At 48.9% G+C, this 18,853-nt stretch carries 11 protein-coding genes and 1 pseudogene; 2 read left to right on the top strand and 10 right to left on the bottom strand.

All coding sequences use genetic code 11. The annotated features are described in order from the left end of the window. Window positions 1-227: 227 nt before the first annotated feature. Window positions 228-620 carry an NfeD family protein gene (locus NG833_RS27035; protein WP_254568372.1) on the bottom strand — a complete coding sequence of 131 codons (393 nt, stop codon included), beginning with the start codon at window positions 618-620 and terminating at the stop codon, window positions 228-230. 294 nt (window positions 621-914) lie between these two features. Then, window positions 915-3,686, bottom strand: a complete 2,772-nt coding sequence (locus tag NG833_RS27040; RefSeq protein WP_254568373.1) for an HAD-IC family P-type ATPase — start codon at window positions 3,684-3,686, stop codon at window positions 915-917. Window positions 3,687-4,120: 434 nt separating this feature from the next. Between NG833_RS27040 and recJ the strand changes: the two genes are divergently transcribed. After that, window positions 4,121-6,616: a single-stranded-DNA-specific exonuclease RecJ gene (recJ, locus tag NG833_RS27045; protein ID WP_254568374.1), complete on the top strand. Its 2,496-nt coding sequence runs from the start codon at window positions 4,121-4,123 to the stop codon at window positions 6,614-6,616. A 42-nt stretch (window positions 6,617-6,658) separates the two neighbouring features. Here recJ and NG833_RS27050 read toward each other — a convergent pair whose 3' ends face one another. The 4 genes and pseudogenes from NG833_RS27050 to ltrA form a co-directional block, all read right to left on the bottom strand. After that, on the bottom strand, window positions 6,659-6,814 hold the full coding sequence (locus NG833_RS27050; RefSeq protein WP_254568375.1) for a hypothetical protein: 156 nt from the start codon (window positions 6,812-6,814) through the stop codon (window positions 6,659-6,661). Next, window positions 6,811-7,518 carry a YdcF family protein gene (locus NG833_RS27055; RefSeq protein ID WP_254568376.1) on the bottom strand — a complete coding sequence of 236 codons (708 nt, stop codon included), beginning with the start codon at window positions 7,516-7,518 and terminating at the stop codon, window positions 6,811-6,813. The genes NG833_RS27050 and NG833_RS27055 overlap by 4 nt, the downstream gene beginning before the upstream one ends. A gap of 9 nt (window positions 7,519-7,527) precedes the next feature. Continuing rightward, window positions 7,528-8,313, bottom strand: coding sequence for a hypothetical protein (locus NG833_RS27060; RefSeq protein ID WP_254568377.1), 786 nt, complete (start codon window positions 8,311-8,313; stop codon window positions 7,528-7,530). 284 nt (window positions 8,314-8,597) lie between these two features. Then, a pseudogene (gene ltrA / locus NG833_RS27065) lies at window positions 8,598-10,319 on the bottom strand (group II intron reverse transcriptase/maturase). Between the two features lie 1,301 nt (window positions 10,320-11,620). Between ltrA and ctpB the strand changes: the two are divergent. Beyond that, the gene (ctpB, locus tag NG833_RS27070; protein ID WP_254568378.1) at window positions 11,621-12,916 is read left to right on the top strand and encodes a carboxyl-terminal processing protease CtpB; all 1,296 of its coding nucleotides are present in this window, start codon (window positions 11,621-11,623) and stop codon (window positions 12,914-12,916) included. 173 nt (window positions 12,917-13,089) lie between these two features. Here the strand turns inward: ctpB and NG833_RS27075 are convergent, their stop codons facing one another. The 4 genes from NG833_RS27075 to NG833_RS27090 all read right to left on the bottom strand — a co-directional run bounded on the left by NG833_RS27075 (window position 13,090) and on the right by NG833_RS27090 (window position 18,574). Beyond that, window positions 13,090-15,795 (bottom strand): right-handed parallel beta-helix repeat-containing protein, encoded by a 2,706-nt coding sequence (locus NG833_RS27075; protein ID WP_254568379.1) that lies wholly within the window; start codon window positions 15,793-15,795, stop codon window positions 13,090-13,092. A 752-nt stretch (window positions 15,796-16,547) separates the two neighbouring features. Beyond that, window positions 16,548-17,060, bottom strand: a complete 513-nt coding sequence (locus NG833_RS27080; protein WP_254568380.1) for a molybdenum cofactor biosynthesis protein B — start codon at window positions 17,058-17,060, stop codon at window positions 16,548-16,550. A gap of 47 nt (window positions 17,061-17,107) precedes the next feature. Beyond that, the gene (psb28, locus tag NG833_RS27085) at window positions 17,108-17,443 is read right to left on the bottom strand and encodes a photosystem II reaction center protein Psb28 (RefSeq protein WP_254568381.1); all 336 of its coding nucleotides are present in this window, start codon (window positions 17,441-17,443) and stop codon (window positions 17,108-17,110) included. A gap of 54 nt (window positions 17,444-17,497) precedes the next feature. After that, complete coding sequence (locus NG833_RS27090; protein WP_254568382.1) at window positions 17,498-18,574, bottom strand: LOG family protein; 1,077 nt, start codon at window positions 18,572-18,574, stop codon at window positions 17,498-17,500. Between the last annotated feature and the right edge of the window lie 279 nt (window positions 18,575-18,853).

Raw genomic sequence — 18,853 nt, forward strand, 5'->3', positions numbered from 1 at the left:
CCAAAAAATAAAACCTTCAAAAAACCCGCAGGCTCAAGCCTGGAGCTACACGGACAAAGCGGTGCCTGCGCGGGCTAAAAGAGCCTTGTTAGGTGCGATCGCATCAAAGCAAGGATGATTTATTTGTTGGAATCCCCTAACGACTTCAGTCGTTCCCCCCCGTCCAGCAGTTTGTAGTAACGACTTCAGTCGTTTCCCCCCCCTGGCAGCAGTTTGTAGTAACGACTTCAGTCGTTCCCTCCCCTGTGTAGAGAGGCCCCAATCGGTTCAACCAGCAACGTAATATTATCTCGTCCTACCACAGAAACCACTTCACCGGGACCTAGGGTAATATTATGTAGACATAAGGCAGGCCACCAGGAACTCTGAAACCGGACCCGTCCCCCAAAATAAGGGACAATGGTTTCATCCACGATCGCCAATTGCTCAGACTCCTGTTGTGGCATCCGTCCTGGCTTAATCTCAGCACCTTTAGGACCCATACCATTTCTGCGGGAAAAAAACAGTTTGCCAAACACCTGTTGGAACCAATAGAACCTCATTCGATGCCATCCTCCCATCAACGATACCGATCGCAGTAGGGGCGTAAATTGAACCTGAGGAACTTCACCGATCGCCACTCCCCCTCCAGAGGCGATCGCCCTCTAAAGTCTTTATTAGGATGAATTGCGGGAAAATATGCAGGGTCGTTCAAATTGGATTTGGTATCAGCCCGGTTTTCAGATTTACTATTTTCTTGACGAGGGAAGAGGTAGTTGGATGATGCAGGGGGTAGCAAAATTTAAACCCTGCCTCCTGAGTGTTTACAGGATTAGGAGATCGGGGTTTTTGGAAGGGGAAGAACCCGGAAACGACTGAAGTCGTTACTACGAACATTGGAGGGAACGACTTCAGTCGTGAGGTTGAACTGGGGGTTAGTTTGGGGGGTCTAGGCGGTTGACGAGAAGGGCGACGGGAATCATCGGTAATCCGGCAGCTAGACAGATTAACCATTGCGTGGCATTGAGGGGGGCGGTTTCAAAGATGCGATTCAGCAGGGGAACTTGGGAGAAGAGAATTTGCAGGACGATCGCCCCAATAATTCCAGCAACAATGGCGGATGCACCCACTTTTGAGTTGAGGGTTCCTTTCATTTTGGCGATTAAGTTCGGCAACAATTGGCTAATACTTAATAGATAAAAAATCCGACCGGAAACTAAGGATTGAACGGCGATGGTTCGGGCTAAGGCGAATTCGCCAGGACCCGGATAGGTTCGGAGTGACCATTCAAACATTCCAAAGATGACAATCCAGTTATAAATGGCAATGATCGCAATTCGTTTGATGCGATCGCCAGATAACAGGGATTCACTGGGGTTGCGCGGTGACTTTTCCATCACCGTTGGCGATTTGGGTTCAAAGGAGAGGGGAACCGTCATGGTGATGGAATTAATCATATTCAGCCAGAGAATTTGTAGGGCTTCAATGGGCAAAGCGCGACCTAACAACACACTCAATAACACCGTCATCGATTCCCCTAAGTTGACGGGTAAAATAAAGGAAATCGCTTTCACCAGGTTGCTATACACCGTGCGCCCTTCTTCCACTGCCGCTTCAATGGAGGCAAAGTTATCATCGGTGAGAATAATATCTGCGGATTCCTTGGCGACTTCCGTTCCGGCACCTCCCATTGCAATCCCCACATCGGCTTGTTTGAGGGCCGGTGCATCGTTGACCCCATCCCCTGTCATGGCGACAATCTCACCTCGGGCTTGTAATGCTTCAACGAGGCGGAGTTTTTGTTCCGGTGCGACTCGGGCAAAAACGACGCTATCCTCTAGGTTATTGGCGAGGGTTTGGTCATCCATTTCGCCGATTTGAGTGCCGGTAAAGGCTTGAACTCGACCGTTTTTCTCCATTCCCATGCGTCGGGCGATCGCTGCGGCGGTGGTGGCATGGTCTCCGGTAATCATTTTTACCTGAATTCCGGCATTTTGACAGGCGGCAACAGCGGCGATCGCCTCGGGTCTCGGGGGGTCAATCATCCCCTGTAATCCCATAAAAATTAACCCCTCGTCGATATCTGGGCGATCGATGTTTTGCTGTCCCGAACTGAGGGATTTTTTGGCAAAGGCTAACACTCGCAACCCTTGTTCTGCCATAATTTCCACTTCCTGATGCAAGGCGTCAGCATCTAAGGGAATTACCTCACCTTGACTGTCAAAAATTTGGGTACAACGCTTGAGGAGGGCTTCTACTGAACCTTTGACATAAATCGTGGGTCCGTCGGGAGTTTCATGCAAGGTTGCCATATACTGAAACTCGGATTCAAAGGGAATGACATCCCGTTTTGGAAGTTCTTCGGCGATCGCATTTTGAGTTAATCCCGCTTTATTGGCTGCAACAATTAATGCACCTTCTGTTGGGTCTCCCACAACCACCAAATTCCCCTCTTTTTCTTCAAGATGGGAATCATTACACAGGAGTCCGGCCCGCAGACATTCTAACAGAATTGGGTTTTGTTCAAAGTCAACGGCGGAATTATTGAGGGAAATTTCCCCTTCCGGCGCATATCCTTGACCTGTGACATAATACTTCTGACCCCCGGCATGAATTTCCTGAACCGTCATCTGATTTTCAGTCAGGGTTCCGGTTTTGTCAGAACAAATGATGGTTGCACCCCCGAGAGTTTCTACTGCCGGTAATTTGCGAACGATCGCATGACGTCGCGCCATTCGATTTACCCCAACGGCTAAGGTAACCGTTACCACTGCGGGTAATCCTTCGGGAATTGCACTCACAATCAAGGCGATCGCCGCTTCTAATGCACTGGCGATCGAGGGTTGAACATTTCTGAATGTTTCCGACGCCTCATTATTGTAAGCATTATGGAATGCTACAGCCACGGTTAATGCACCTAACCCCAGGACCAAAATCATCCAAACTTTACTAAATTTGTCAAATTTGCGGGTTAAAGGTGTTGTTAAATTGGTCCGTTGGTCAATCAGTTGAGAAATCTTTCCGGTTTCGGTATTATTTCCGGTGGCAACCACCAACCCTCGGGCTTGCCCAAACGTCACTAATCCCCCAGCATAAGCCATATTGATGCGTTCAGCTAGGGCGGTTTCTGTGCTGAGGATTTCGCTATTTTTTTCCACAGGAACCGACTCCCCAGTCAGTCCCGATTCATCAATTTGCAAGTTCCGAACGTGAATTAACCGTAAATCAGCCGGTACTTTGTCTCCGGAATTGAGTAATACTAAGTCTCCTGGGACTAATTCTGTGGAAGAAATACGCCGTTTGTTGCCATCGCGAATTAAAGTGGCTTCGGTGGTAACTGATTTGGACAGGGCGGCGATCGCCCCTTCCGCTTTCCATTCCTGGAGGAATCCAATCATTGCATTAATAATCGTTACTCCCCATATGACCCAGGCATTTGGCCATTCTTCTAGGAAGGCTTTCACCGCCCCAGCCACGAGCAAAATTAAGATTAACGGTTGATTAAATTGCAGGAGGAATTTTAACCACAAAGGTTTAGCTTTCTTGCCCGTTAATTCATTGGGTCCGAATTTTTCTAATCGTTGGTTTGCTAAATCATTGGTTAGTCCGGATTCCTCGCTGGACCCGAGTCGATTGGCAACTTCTTGTTCTGATAAGCTATGCCATTCCTGGGAGGTCAATTCGCTGGTTTGGTTCGATGCTTGCATAAAATTATCTCTGGATGCGACAGGTTTTTAAATTACTTCCAAAAAAACTTGGGTAAATTGATGGTAAAACTGGGGTTTAGGGAGCCTTTATCTTTATGAAAAACTCAACCACTGTGATTTTTTATAAAAGCTAACAGGTTAAACCGCCGAGGGTTTTAAACTCGAAGCGGATTGCAGAATCAAAGTTATTTAAAAACTTTACTCCCCTGGGATTCTTGGCGTCAGCTAGGATTCCGTTTAATGTAACATATTCTCAGAAAGGGTTGCTACATTTGCACTCAGTGCCATCCCATTGCATCCCAGTTCGGGTGAGAGGTGGAAAATTGGCAATTCGTCAAGGGTTCTGAAGAGAGATTTTTAGGGAACCGGCGATCGCCAACCCAAATTCAAGAGACCCGTGGGATAATAACTTAAAACAAGTCCAAGGGGAGGATATGAACCAGCAACCCGTTACCTGGCATCTGCAACAACCCGTACTCCCTCCGGAGTGGTTCGTCGAACAAGTCCGACAGCATCTCCACTCCCAGCAGTCGGGTTTATCCGGCCAATATGCGGCAGCATTACTCTGGCAACGGGGAATTCAGGACCGGGAGGAACTGGCCCGGTTTTTAAATCCTCAAGACTATCAACCCGCCAGTCCGTTTGACTTCGGCGAGGAAATGTCCGCTGGTGTCGATCGCCTCCAACGGGCCCGGAAACAGGGGGAAAAGGTGGCAATCTGGGGCGACTTTGATGCCGATGGCATCACCGCCACCAGTGTCTTATGGGACGGACTGGGCCAATTTTTCACCCCCAATACTCAACTCACCTACGTCATTCCCAACCGCTTAACCCAATCTCACGGTCTAAATCGGGCGGGAATTGACGATTTAGCCGCATCTGGAACCACGTTAATAGTGACTTGCGATACCGGCAGCACCAATTTGGACGAAATCGAGTATGCTCATCAGTTGGGCATCGATATCATCGTCACGGATCACCATACTTTACCCCCAAATCGCCCAGGAGTGGCGGCGATTATTAACCCCCGTTCTCTCCCGGCAACCCATCCCTTGGCGCATCTTTCGGGAGTCGCTGTTGCTTATAAAGTGGTAGAAGCCATGTATAGCACACTGCCGGAGATTCCGCAAGACCCGTTAGAGGAATTATTGGATTTAGTCGCCATTGGGTTAATTGCCGACTTGGTACAACTGAGTGGAGACTGTCGATATTTAGCCCAAATGGGCCTCAAACGCCTGCATCAGGAGTCGCAGAAACCCCCGATGGAACGACGCCGACCGGGAGTCGGGGCATTGTTGGATTTGTGCAAACGCAGTGGCGATCGCCCGACGGATATCTCTTTTGGAATTGGTCCCCGGATTAATGCGGTGAGTCGGATTCATGGGGATGCCTCTTTTTGTGTGGAATTACTCACCACTCGCGATCGGCATCGCGCCCAAAAACTCGCCCAGGACACCGAACTCGCCAACTCCCGACGGCAAGCGATCCAAAAAGATGTGGATAAACAGGTCCAACAAAAACTCGATCGCCTCGACCTCTCTACCACCGGAGTGATTGTCTTACAAGACCCCCAATGGCCTGCGGGAGTCCTCGGTTTAGTTGCCGGCAAAGTCGCCCAAGAGTACGCCCGTCCCGCTATTTTATTAAGTACCGATTCGGGCAATTCTCAGGCAGAAAAGCCGGAGAAAATTCCGCTGTTTAACGATTCAGCCTCGGATACCTCCTTGACCCTCGCCCGTGGGTCAGCGCGTTCTGTCAAAAATATTGACTTGTATGAATTAGTCAAAGAACAAGAGCATTTATTGCACCGTTTCGGCGGTCACCCCTTTGCCGCAGGGTTAAGTTTGCCTATCCAAAATATTCCTCTATTTACGGAAGCGATTAACCGTTTGTTGAAGGAAAAAATGGGAGCAATTGGCGGGTTGGGAATGCCCGTTGTCCAAGCGGATTTACGCTGCAAAGTGGCCGAATTAGGTCAGAATCTATTTAAAGAATTAAAAGTATTAGAGCCTTGCGGCATGGGAAATCCGGTCCCATCGGTTTTGATTGAAAATTGCCAATTTAAAAATGTTTGGAATGAGAAAAAGGATAAAAGGGGTCGGAAAATAGACTATATTAAAACTACGTTTCAAATTTGGGATGACTCCAGTGAAACGGGGTTTCCCGGCTTGTGGTGGGGACATTATAAAGAAGAGTTACCCAATGTTCCTTGTGATGCTGTGGTGGAACTGGACTACAACACTTATAAAAAACGCTATGAAGTGCGCTTGATTGCAGTCCGTCCCCGAAAAGCCGGTACAGTAATAACTTCACCGGAAGGAGGGTTACCGATTCTGGATTTTCGCAGAAACCTGATTCCAATGGGAGAAGAGGAGGAAACAGAGTTAGGCGATTCTGAGGGGATGACTTGCGATCGCACTACCTCCCTTGTGCTAGAAACTTGTCCGAGTAGTTGGGAGGAGTTGCACCAATGGTTAGATTTGGCAATCCAGACTCAAAAGACATTGGCGATCGCCTATCCCCCGCCTAAACCTGTTTCTCCCCGGCAAGTGTGGCAGCAGTTGGTAGGGGTGGCGAAATATCTCAGCCGAACTGGAGAACAAGCAACCCGGGGACAAGTCTGTTCTAAGCTATCGATTAGCGATCGCACCTTAGAAATTGGCATCCAAGGGTTAATCGCCGCAGGGTTTCAAGTCCAGACAATGGGAGAGAGTTTGCAGGTTATCCCCGGACCCTTAACCCATCCTCTCGGCGTTGGCGATCGCTTTTGTGCGGCAGTTGAGGAGGAACAGTTTCGGCGCAACTATTTTTATCAAGTTCCTCTGTCTACTGTTCAGGCGATCGGACGTAGTAGGGGAGATGGGGAGGATGGGGGAGATGGGGAGGATGGGGGAGATGGGGAGGATAGGGAGGATTGCTCATGTTCGTAGTAACGACTTCAGTCGTTTGCGCGTGACTTGGCGTCAGCCAAGTCACGCGCTTCTTAAAGAGGCGATCGCTCCAGTCCCCAAACAGCTACTTAATCCGCTCATGGTAAGTGTCATGGCGTCCGCCATGACACGAGAGCAACGACTAAAGTCGTTACTACAAACATCTCCCCCATCTCCCCCATCCTCCCTTGCTATCAATCCAACTGACCTTGATGTTCACAGTGATAATCCTCGGGTTGCCATTGGGTGAGATCAATTTCACTCAGGCGTTGTACCTGCTGACATTCGGTGGAATAGAATGGCTCGATGAGGGTCCAAATTAAACTGCGGGTGACATCTAATGCGGTTTTTAGCCAAAACTCTTTATTGCCTGGGATGCCTTCTTCCGGTACGGTTTCTATTTCTACTGCAATGCCTTTTGCACCTAACAGAATCTGTCCTAACCACTTAGCGCGAGGGAGATGAGTTTGAGAGGTGATGACTTTGACTTTCTTGACATCCCACTGTTTTAAAAGTTCACCACTAAAGGTAAAGTTGGTAAAGGTAGAATAGGCGCATTGTTCTAGCCAGACATTCTGAGCAGGAGCGCGATCGCGATCGAAAATTAGCTGCACACAAGGGGCGGCAGAACCTTGGGAAATCACAATGGGAATGTCTGGATTCTGTTTGGCAAATTGGGTGACGTACATTTCTCGTTTGATGCTGCCACCGAGGACTAAAATCGCATCAATGGATCCAGAGGTAGCGGACTGTAAGCGGATAAGTTGGGAGGTTGCCAATCCGCCAAGGATACCGAGTATCAGGAAAAAGACTAAAATAACTTGGGTGACCAGTTTCTTTTTTTTTCCTCTTGTATGCCCTAATTGGGGAGGGGTGGGTTGGGGACGGGATTTGTGTTTCATGGCGATCGCCTACTCCGTCTGCGGTAGCACAAAAATCACTTGACCGTCCTCGGTGATTTCTTTGGAGGCCCCTAGGTTGAGCATTTCTTGTTCGGCCCGTTGTTTAACCGATTCATTGATACTATTTTGATAGACCTCATTCCAGGCCCACAGGCGAATCCCGGTGCTATCGGGTTCGGTTCTCAGGAAGTCAGCAGCACTTTGATAGAGGTCTGCATACTCGTCGTACTCTGTTCCTCGGGCCCATTGCGCTGCCATTTCATGGGATTCAATACTGCCGGGAATATCTCCGAGTAACAGCAGTTGATCCAGTCCTTTGAAGCGCCACACCAGAAAGGCTTTCGGATTGATTTCCGGGGACAAGGCAGCTACACCCCTTTCCATGTATTGGATACCCAGTTCGGGTTCCCCTTGGGCGAAGGAAACGGCGGTGGAGATAAACGGATACATTTCTGCGAAGCGGGGATCGAGGCGGGTAATGACGTCGAAGTATTCTTTATTTAAGGCGTAGCCGATTTCGTCTCGGATTTCCTCATCGCCAAAATATTGCACCCATTTAAGGAAGGTATAGTTGGCGATCAGGTTATCGAAACCGAGGGTGGGCGATCGCCTGAGTATTTCCAGTTGTAAAGCTTCTTGTTTTTGAGCTTGTCTGGGGTCAGTTTGGGCTAGGCGGAGGTTTCCTAGACCCGTCTGCTGCATCATGATGGCTCCAGCGAGGGCGACAATGGCGATCGCTACCGTCCTCCATTCTCCCCACCCTCGCGAGGTCACAGTTTGTACTTTAGATTCCACTACACCCTCCTGCTGATCTTAATTCTGGTGACTTGGAGGTAACCCCGCTCAGTGGTCCCAGTTCCTAGGTTGGGCTGGGTCTCCTGCGGACTGCCTGCGTCTACCGGATTGTCCTCCGAATTCTCAACCGCAGTTCGCTGTGTCTGCTGGGGGTATCTGCTCCAAAGGGTTCAACCCGGATCCCCGAGTTACAGAATTTATTAGGGGTCGAGAATGGAGTCACCCCCATCCCCTCCCATTCAGAACCGTGCATGAGACTTTCACCTCACACGGCTCCTAGCTTGCTATCCCTTGTCGTGGGTGCTGTTGGAGCCGTCAAGACGGGTCTTGACATCGTGACAATGGCGATGCAATAATTGAAGGTTGGAGTAATAATCCTTTCCTCCTTTGACCTTGGGTTGGATATGGTCTATTTCCCAAAGGTCTTAACTTGCGAAATACTGTCCACAGTGAGCGCATCTGCCTTTTTGACGTTTCATGAGTGTTGCTATTTTGGTGGGAATTCCTCCATAGCCGTTGCTCATGCGCTTGGTCCAATAAGTCCAATCTCCATCATAAGGGGATTTGGCCCCTTTGACTTTGATGTGTCTTTTGATGGGGGTCTCAGCGTGGGTAAACATTCTGAGGCCCTCTTTGGTTTGGAACGTCCAACTTCCATTGACTCCCTGACCCCAATAGTTGTTGAGTTTGTTGTGGGACGCCTTACCACATCTTGATACTGTCCATGCCCTTAAGGAATTCCAGATTAACTTATCCATGAACGAGAATGTTGCTTTTGATACCACTGATGAGTAGTAATTGCTCCATCCCTTAATGATTGGGTTTAACCTGGATATTAATGCCGCTTGAGGTGCAGTTTTATGCCGCTTTATGACCTCTTTACAGGCATCGTAGTGTCCTCTTAACGCTTCCTTGGAGGGCTTGATGTTCAGTTGGTAGGGTTTGGTTCCCCCTGGCCCGATATTTACCCCTTTGTGGATGCTTACCGCATAATGTCGGATGTTGAATCCTAGGAAGTCGAAACCAGGTTTTTCCTCATTCCATTTGGACAAGGTATTACAAAACCGAGTCTTCTCTGGCTTGAGTTCTAAACCTACTGGTTTTAGCCACTTTTGGATGCGTTTATGGGCTTCTAGGGCGACTTCGGGTCGATTGGATAATACCACAAAGTCGTCGGCGTATCGGATGATTTTCGGGCGATATGATTGTTCACATTTTCCATCAATAACTAGGCTTTTTTGGAAGCTATTGACAACCGAATCTATCATCCCATGTAAGGCGATATTGGCTAGGAGCGGGCTGATTACCCCACCTTGTGGTGTTCCTGCTTCTGTTGCCTCAAATACGCCATTGTCCAGGACTCCGGCTTTTAGCCATTGTCTAATGCTCCGTTTGTACACCGAGGGACAATCTAGCTTGGACAGAAGGTAATCATGGTTAATCTGGTCGAAGCATTTACTAATATCAGCATCAAGAACATACTGCGGTTTACGCAGGCATTTCTTGAATATTGCGTCAATGGCATCATGGGCCGAGCGTCCGGGTCGAAATCCATAGGACTCTTCCTCAAACTGTGCTTCCCAATATGGCTCTAATCCCAGTTTAACCAAGGCTTGCAAGGCTCTATCGTGCATCGAAGGAATCCCCAGTGGGCGTTTTTCTTCTCTTCCGGGTTTGGGTATCCAAACTCTCCTGAGACTATGAGCCTTGGAGGGATGTCTCAGTTTTTCCGTCAGGTCGAATCTTTGCTTAGGTTTCAAGGATTTAACTCCATCTACCCCCTCCGTTTTCTTCCCTTGGTTCTCCTGAGTTACTCTACGAACTGCTAGGAGCCTAGCGTAGTAGGACTTATTGAGCAAACGTTGTAAACGTCTAGCTTTCGCTTTGTTGCCACGACTTACAGCTTGATAGATAGCTTTTTGCAACTTGAAAACTGAACGTTGGATTTTCTTCCACGGTAGGTCTCTCCATTCGTTGTTCGTAGTCTTTAAACTCGCTATCGACATATTAATTGCTACTTGTCTCCCTATCTGTTTGCAAGCCGTAAACTGTCAGCATATCCACTCCCATTACAGGAGGACTTTAGCTTCTGTTTACATCTCACCCCCGCAACCCATGCGCTTAGACTTGTCACTTATTAGGTTATCGACCACATCACCTAACAGGAATTGCGGGGTTATCTCGTTCCGTCTCAACGGGTATTATCCATTTAGGTCCATCCTATCCCCAGAGGTAATGCATGAAAAATCATGTGTAGGTGGTATGTCGAGGCCCCTACCTTTCCCTATACCCTTTTGGGCGCAGCCTGTCAACTGGTTTTGGCTACTATCTGTTTACTGGGGTTCAAGACAGATGTTCAACCGAAGTTTGACCTTATGGATTTGTCAGTGGTCATGTTATTGGGGTCCAGTTCCCCTCAATGCCTTGCCAAGCCCGCTTCAATCCTAGGGTCGTCACTCCTAAAACTGGGGCTGCCGTTAGACGTAGGACCCTGAATGTTAAGAATTATTATAATCCTCCGCATCCACGTGATTTTGTCCTTCCCTACCTCAGATTTAGGCTATTTTTTTTTGGGGGCCTAATCCTTGGGACATTGAGACAGTTGTCAAGGGGCAGACTCAGGGGGTTTAGGGTCTGTATCCCTTACCAGACTTACGTCTGAGGTATTTCAACCTCGACTTTTGCCTGAACGATTCGCACGAACATCTACAGATTAACTTAAAAAATATTGCATCGGAACATACTGCGCTTGACAAATATTTTAGCTACACTGGAGACAACCTCAAATTCAATCATCCGTGTGTCAACATCCATTCGGCGATTTCAGGGACGCTCACTGGTCCAGTCATCCGGAAACTGTTTCCGTTTTCGTGAAGTCACTGCTAGTCAGGAGAGCAAAGACGGTTACTCCATTGTCACCCCATTTGATAACGTTACGGGTTAAAGGGCCACCAACCTTTCCAAGACAAACCGGAGCAGATATTGCAAGGGATTGAACTGTTGGCACCGCTGCTACACAGAGCAGTAGCCCTTCTCTAGTCCGGGTCACGGTTGAGGAATTCGAGCTAGGGTTCAATTGACCCAAACTAGACCTGTTTAGGGTTAAGCCTAGGGCTAACAAAGCGCTCTGTTGTGGAACAATACCCCCTGATTTGGAAGATTAACGATGACTAAACCGGATCGATTATCACTCCTGCAACTCAAAAATTGGAGAGTGTAAAGAATCAATTTTAAACCCGTTGGTTCTGCTCATAAAATTCTGTAACAAATTGTCTCTATTCGTTAAACCCCTAATCCCCCAACTTACATGAATCAATACTCAAAACGGAACTCTTTGCTACAAATTGCCCTATTTGGTGGGGCATTTGCCACCACGGCTGCCCTCACCCTGTTAACACCTCTTGGCTCCCGAGTGGTGCGTGCACAGCTTCAAAATAGTCCAAAGGCGATTGTGGATGAAGTCTGGCAAATCGTCAATCGGGATTATGTGGATGGCTCATTTAATCAGGTGAATTGGGAAGCCACGCGCACGGAGTTGTTAAGTCAGGAATATTCCTCCCCGGAACAAGCTTATGCCGCAGTCCGAGTTGCTTTAGCCAAATTAAACGACCCCTACACGCGATTTTTAGACCCAGAACAGTTTGAAGAGTTGACCACTCAAACCTCGGGGGAAATGTCTGGGGTGGGGATGCGTTTAGAACTGAATGCTGAAACCCAAAAAATTACCGTGGTTGAACCGATGGAAAATTCCCCCGCAAAGAAAGCGGGACTGCAATCGGGAGACCAAATTTTACAGATTGACGATCGCCCCACCCAAGGGATGAAAGTGGAAGAGGCGGCCCAATTGATTCGGGGAAAAGAAGGGACGGAAGTGAGTTTGCGGGTTTATCGCTCAACTCAAGGGGAATTTGATGTCATCTTAGAACGCGCACGGATCGAACTCCAAGCGGTTCGCTATAATATCCGCGCTGAAGGGGGAACCAATGTCGGTTATATCCAGTTATCTGAGTTTAGTTCCCATGCCGCAGAACAAATGCGCGATGCGATCGCAGAACTGAGCGATCGCGGTGTGGATGCGTTTGTCCTGGATTTGCGAGGCAATCCGGGGGGTTTATTGTATGCGAGTATTGATATTGCTCGGATGTGGTTAGATAGTGGGGAAATTGTCCGCACGGTCGATCGCAATGGGGGAAGTCAAGATTTCCGCGCCAATCGTTCGGCGATCGCCAACCAACCTCTGGCAGTTTTAGTGGATAAAAACTCCGCGAGTGCCAGCGAAATCCTCTCCGGTGCCCTCAAAGATAACCGCCGCGCTACGATTATTGGCACCTCCACCTTTGGCAAAGCTTTGGTGCAGTCGGTCCATTCCCTCTCTGATGGATCTGGGTTAACGGTGACGATCGCCCATTACTACACCCCCAATGGGACCGATATCTCCCAACTCGGCATCACGCCAGATATTGCGATCGATTTGACCAATGAGGACAAACGCCGTTTAGCAGCCAATCCCCAACTCCGGGGAACCTCCGATGACCCCTGCTATGCTCGTGCCGTTGCTTCCTTGTTGGCACAAGTCCAACCGAAACCGTTAGCCATTCAGTAACCTGCCTTGTTTTGGTATTTTCTAACCGAACAAGACTGGCAAACCGGACAAAAAACCGGATTTCTGACCTAAATACTCAGGGAATGACCCCAATTTTAATCAAGAAATCCGGTTTCCAATCGGTACAAGAGGGACGCAAATCCGATGCGTCCCTCTTTTTGTGCTTCAAGTCATTAATCCAAAAACATGATATTATCTGCGGTTAAAGTGCCGATGCCCAAGTCGATGCGGGCGATCGCACCGGAGGTAAAATCTCCATCATCATCGATATACAGTTTTCCCGTATCCGTAGCATAGCCAATCCGAGCATTACTGCTCGTAATCGCTAAAATATTGGCCTGAGTGTCCAAAATCACTGTCTCTGTCCCATCCATCACCGATGCTTTAGACAGGATCACTGGCGTTCCCCCAGATACACCGGAGAGATTCTCCGTCAAGGCGATCGCATCTCCATCGCTTCCAAAGCTAAAATCCGTCATGCGATCGCTGGCAGTTCCCGAGGAATTCACCGTGGCATACACCACGATATCTTGACCCGTTCCCCCCGTCAACGTATCCACCCCATCCCCGGGGAACAGCAGGTCATTCCCATCAGTACCTTGCAAACTGTCAGCATCGCTAGACCCTGTAATAATATTAATTACAGGTTGATTCTCCACCACGGCTACGGCTGGATTATTCGACGCCATCACCCGAATTTCCTCGGGGGTATTGCTAAAACTGTTGTTCTCCAGTAACGCATTGGTCACATCCGGTTCAACCACTATCCCGACGGGTGCATTCTCGATCGCATTATTCGCCAGGGTGACATTCTCAGAATTAGAAACCAACTGAATCCCCACCCCCCCTTGATCTGCACCGACGGGTAAATTCGATAAATTGCGATTCTCCCCTAAGCTGACCTGATTTTCTGCAACTTCCGACTCCGATAAAGACCCCAAGATGCCAAAATCTACCGAGTCTAGGGTGTTATTGCGCACGATTGCACTCATATTTGAATCAAACAGTCCCAAGACAATCCCGCCACTGTTTTGAATCAAATTATTCTCCACCGTTGCCGTGGCGGCATCCTCCAAATTGATGCCATCAAGGGCATCAAAAATTCGCACATTCTGAATCACCAAATTCTCAAGCGCCGTCCCATTTTGCGGTTGGACCGCTAGAATATCTCCATTGGTTTCCAGGCCATCCAGGGTGACATTACTGGCGAGAATTCTCATACTGGTTCCCCCGGTTTCAGTGGAAATCAGGGTCTCATTGGTCCCGCGAGGGCTATCGTTCCCGGCTACACCGGCATGAAACCCTTTAATCGTCAAGGCTTTATCGATTTCCAGGAGTTCGGTGTAGGTGCCGCTACTGACGAGAATGGTATCTCCCGGGTTGCTGGCGGCGATCGCCGTTTGAATTGAGGTATAAACCCGGTAAGTTTCCAGAGTTTCTGTCTCCGTTTCCGGGTCATTAGCTGCAATTTCAATTTCAAAATAACTGCGATCGCTGAGGTTCTCGGTGTTAGTCAGTAAAATCTCCCCGGTTTCTGAATCCAGTTCAAATAAGTCAGAGACTGACTCTCCCTCACTATCAATCACATCCAGAAGGGAATATTCAGTATTACTGGAATTTCCCTCGGTCGAAATCAGGGCGATCGCACCTAGGGGAGTGGTTTCATTGGCCACAAAGACTTGCTGAGGCGCAGGGGGAATGGGATCACTCGGCGGAAAAAACAGCACCGGCTCACTATCTGGAGGCGGAGGGGGTTCAATAAAAGCGCTGCGAGTCACTTCTATATCAGTTCTTCTCACCCCCTGCAAGATGGCTAAATACTCACCCGTCCGTTTGTCTTGAATGATAGTATTGCCGGAATTTCCATCCCCTTCTTGTATAAAGTTTAAATTCTCAAACCGGAGTTCATCGAGCAGTTCGATTTGATCTTCGCCTAAGGTAAAATCAACAATCAGGTTTGCTTCGCTGCGGTCGAAACTCCCGGTCCCACGGGCCAGGATGAAGAGGTCGCCGCCTTCTCCTCCAATTAACGTATCGCTGCCGAAACCGGCCACTAAGACATCATTTCCCCCGCCCCCGGAGAGGTAATTATCTCCCTCTTCGGCATACAAAGTATCATCTCCCTCGCCGCCATAGAGAATATCGTTGCCTTCATTTCCGTTTAACCAGTTGTTTCCCTCATCCGCAAAGATCCGATCATCACCGACTCCACCGGAGAGGGTATCGTTTCCGGCGTTGCCAAACAGGACGTCATTCCCTTTGTCGCCATAGAGGAGGTCATTGCCGTCGCCCCCATAAACCGTATCATCATCTTGTCCACCATAGAGGGTCCCATCTCCCCCATTGCCCACTAATACATCATTGCCCTGATTCCCGGATAGGAGGTTGTTTCCTTCCACCCCATAGAGGGTGTCGTTCCCTTCGTTGCCAAACAGGACATCATTGCCTTTGTCGCCATAGAGGAGGTCATTGCCGTCGCCCCCAAACACCGTATCATCATCTTGTCCGCCATAAAGAATGTCATTTCCCTCCCCCCCGATTAACCAGTCGTTACCCTGATTTCCGAACAGGATATTGTTCCCGCCCACCCCATAGAGGAAGTCGTTTCCTTCATTACCATACAGGCGGTTATTTCCAGCTTGGCCCACTAAGATATCATTTCCTAGGCTGCCAAACAGGGTATCATCATCGGGCCCTGCGTAGAGACTATCGTTTCCCGGATTCCCTTGAATGTAGTTCGAGCCTGAATTGCCCTGAATTGCATCATCCCCTAGACTGCCCAGAATCGTCTCATTGCCATCGGGTCCTGGTAAAGTTTCGGACTCAGGGGATAAGGGTTCTATTCTATTGCTGGTATCTAGGCCGTTGATGGCTACCATTTTTTTTCCTCCTGTTAAATATTATTAAGTTTGAGCTTGCCCAGGTTTGGATGATTTTATTCTCAGTAATTATACGGGTTTTTCCGTAAAACTACTGAGAACAAGCTCGCAAGTTCTGTATAAAATATGGCGTTAATTACATAAAATACGGGGATTTCACCCAGACAGGCTAGTGATCCCAGGGATGAACTCTGGGCAGAAATGGGCGTTGTCAACTGAAATGAGGGAGGTTAACCCACAACAGCGCCCACAAAGCTCCTCCTGGACGGATGACCCGACCCGATGGGTGGCGATCGCCAGAGTCAGCCCTTGCTGGCTGTACTTGCGGGTCCTGGGTTGATTGAGAACAGCAAAAGTCCTCAGTCCGTCCCATGATCATGATGGCGATCATGACCTACATTGACTCCAGTTCCCCTCTATCGACTGGGGTGTTTGCCCTGTGGAGATGGAAGTCCAAAAAATGTCTTGCGGTACTTGACAAATTTTGGTTGTTATGATTTGCCTTGATTTTATTAAAAATTGATGCCCCTACAAACTCAGATTTTTGGCGTTGGTAAGGGAACTAAAAATGGGGTTTTTGGTAGGGGAGGCTTTTGGAGGTCGTTATACGGAATCCGGTTGTCAAAGGTCTATAAAAACCCGCACCCTCAAGGGTGGGGCTACACGGACAAAGCCCGCCTGCGCGGGCTACTCCATAAAAACGACTTTTCATACCCGGATTTGGTATTACAGGCACTCAGAAAGTGACCGCCTCAATGTTGGCCGGATTTTACCTGTTGAGTGAGGTGAATTAATTCGGGTAAAATGAGCTGCTGGAGGGCCAGTTTGACCGCCCCGCTTGAACCGGGAATGGAAAAAATCAACTTAGATTGATAAAGGCCAGCGATCGCCCGCGAGGCGATCGCCCGGGACCCGATTTCTTGATAGCTTAAGGCGCGAAAGAGTTCGCCAAAACCGGGTAAAGTCTTCTCTAGCAAAAGGGCGATCGCATCATAAGTCGTATCCCTCGGCGCGATCCCGGTTCCCCCATTAAAAATGACCGCCTCCAACTCCGGACGCTGACCCAGAGCGATTAGATGGCCCTGAATCTGTGCCGGTTCATCGGGAAGAATCGTATAATCCACCACAGCATGAGCGTGCTGAGTCAATAACGCTTGAATCAATTGGCCGCTGCGGTCCGTTTCTGGGGTGCGCGTGTCGCTAATGGTGACAATGGCGCAATGGACGGCAACAGGTTGAGAGTCGGGATGAGGGATAGTTGTCATAGCATTTTCAAGGCGATCGCGCCGGAGTTGAGACCCTGAGACAAGGGTTACGCCTTGCTAAACCCTAAACCATTTTCCTTGGCATAGCGTTCCATAAAGCGCATAAATCGGTCCCAATCCGCTTGGGATTTCATCACATGGGTTGCTTCGATGCCGTCAGCTTGTCCGTTCACGAATTTACCCTTGACATCCCGACAAGCGATTTCCCCTTCTTCATCCAGCAAGTACATTCCGGTAATCTCATCGGTGCTGTCCTTGTCGAGAATCGCGGGATTTTTGAAGTAAAAGGTGGCGGTTCCCTGGTTGCCATCTTTAGAGCGAGTTAGGCGCACCTCTGGGACCACATCTTCCTTGATGCCTCGGGAAAACTGAATTTCTGTCATGTTCTTGTAAAGTTTTATAAACGACTCTGGGGATTATTTTCTCATCTTTGGGCCTTATTTGCGCTCAGGATGAGAGGATTCTACAGAATCGGGGTCGCCAAGGGTGCCAAGGGTGTTGATTCGGCGAATCAGTTGGTACATCCGTCCGGCATCCCGGCGGTTAAAGAAGAAAATCAGGCGGGGGAGTTCAAAGGTTTCATCGCCGGTTTCTTCCGGTAATCCCTGGCTTTTTTCGATGATGCCTTGGACGAGGATATCGCTAAACTCTTCATTGAGTTGGGCGACTGCTTCATCGGAGAGTTCGGTTTTGAGGCGAATCACGAAGCGATCGCCCACATAGCGACTGGAGTGATAAACGCGATAGAAACTGCGAATGGCTTCACAGGCGACCTCGACATTATCCGTAATCGTGTAAAGACTGCAATCATGGGGACTGATTAATCCCCGGCGCAGGAGGTGCTTGCGGATATAGGCATCCCAGTCTTTCCAGTAGTCGCCACCGGGACAGTCAATCAGGACCACGGGACAGGGGCCAAACCGGCCAGTTTGCCCCAAGGTGATGCATTCAAAGGCTTCATCTTGAGTGCCGAATCCCCCAGGGAACAGGGCGATCGCGTCACTTTCCTTGAGGAAAAATAACTTGCGGGTAAAAAAGTATTTGAATTCGACTAAATTCCCTGGATCAAGATAGGGGTTCGCTTCCTGTTCAAAGGGCAGTTGAATGTTTAAGCCAAAGGAGTTGGCTTTGGTGGCTCCTTTATTGCCCGCTTCCATAATGCCACCCCCGGCACCAGTCATGACCAGAAATCCCTGCTGGACCACTGCACGGCCAAAGGCTTCAGCAATCTGGTATTCTGGGGCCTCCGGTGGGGTGCGTGCTGACCCAAAAATGGTGATTTTCCGGGTATGGCGATGGGGATGAAAAGCTTGGAAGGCGGCTTCCATATCGAGTAAAGCCGCACTGAGAATTTTCCAGTCCAAACGTTCAATGTCTTCACCCGTCAGGCGAACGAGGGTCCAGAGCGATCGCTCAATCCATTTTCTAAACTTGAGGTTCGGCAACTCATCAATGAGTTCATTAATCTGGGCCTGGAGGCGATCGAGAGAGTCAGAAGAGTAAGGGGAAGCCATAAATCTCAGAAAGGCTGCACCTTAATTTTAGCGAAAAGCGATCCCCAGTGGCAGAAAAACTAATTTCCGTAGAGAGTTTTGCCAGGAGACGAGGAATTAGGTCCCCGGGAAAAGAAACCACCGGGGTTTCTGGCCTAACCCTGTCAAGGTGATAAATTTTAATGACGAAAAAGAGTGATGGAATGTAGGGGCGCTTCGGGAAGCGCCTGTCAAGGTGATAAATTTTAATGACGAAAAAGAGTGATGGAATGTAGGGGCGCTTCGGGAAGCGCCTGTCAA

The organism is Oscillatoria sp. HE19RPO, from assembly GCF_024220515.1.
In the GTDB taxonomy this organism is placed as follows: Bacteria; Cyanobacteriota; Cyanobacteriia; order Cyanobacteriales; family Laspinemataceae; genus Laspinema.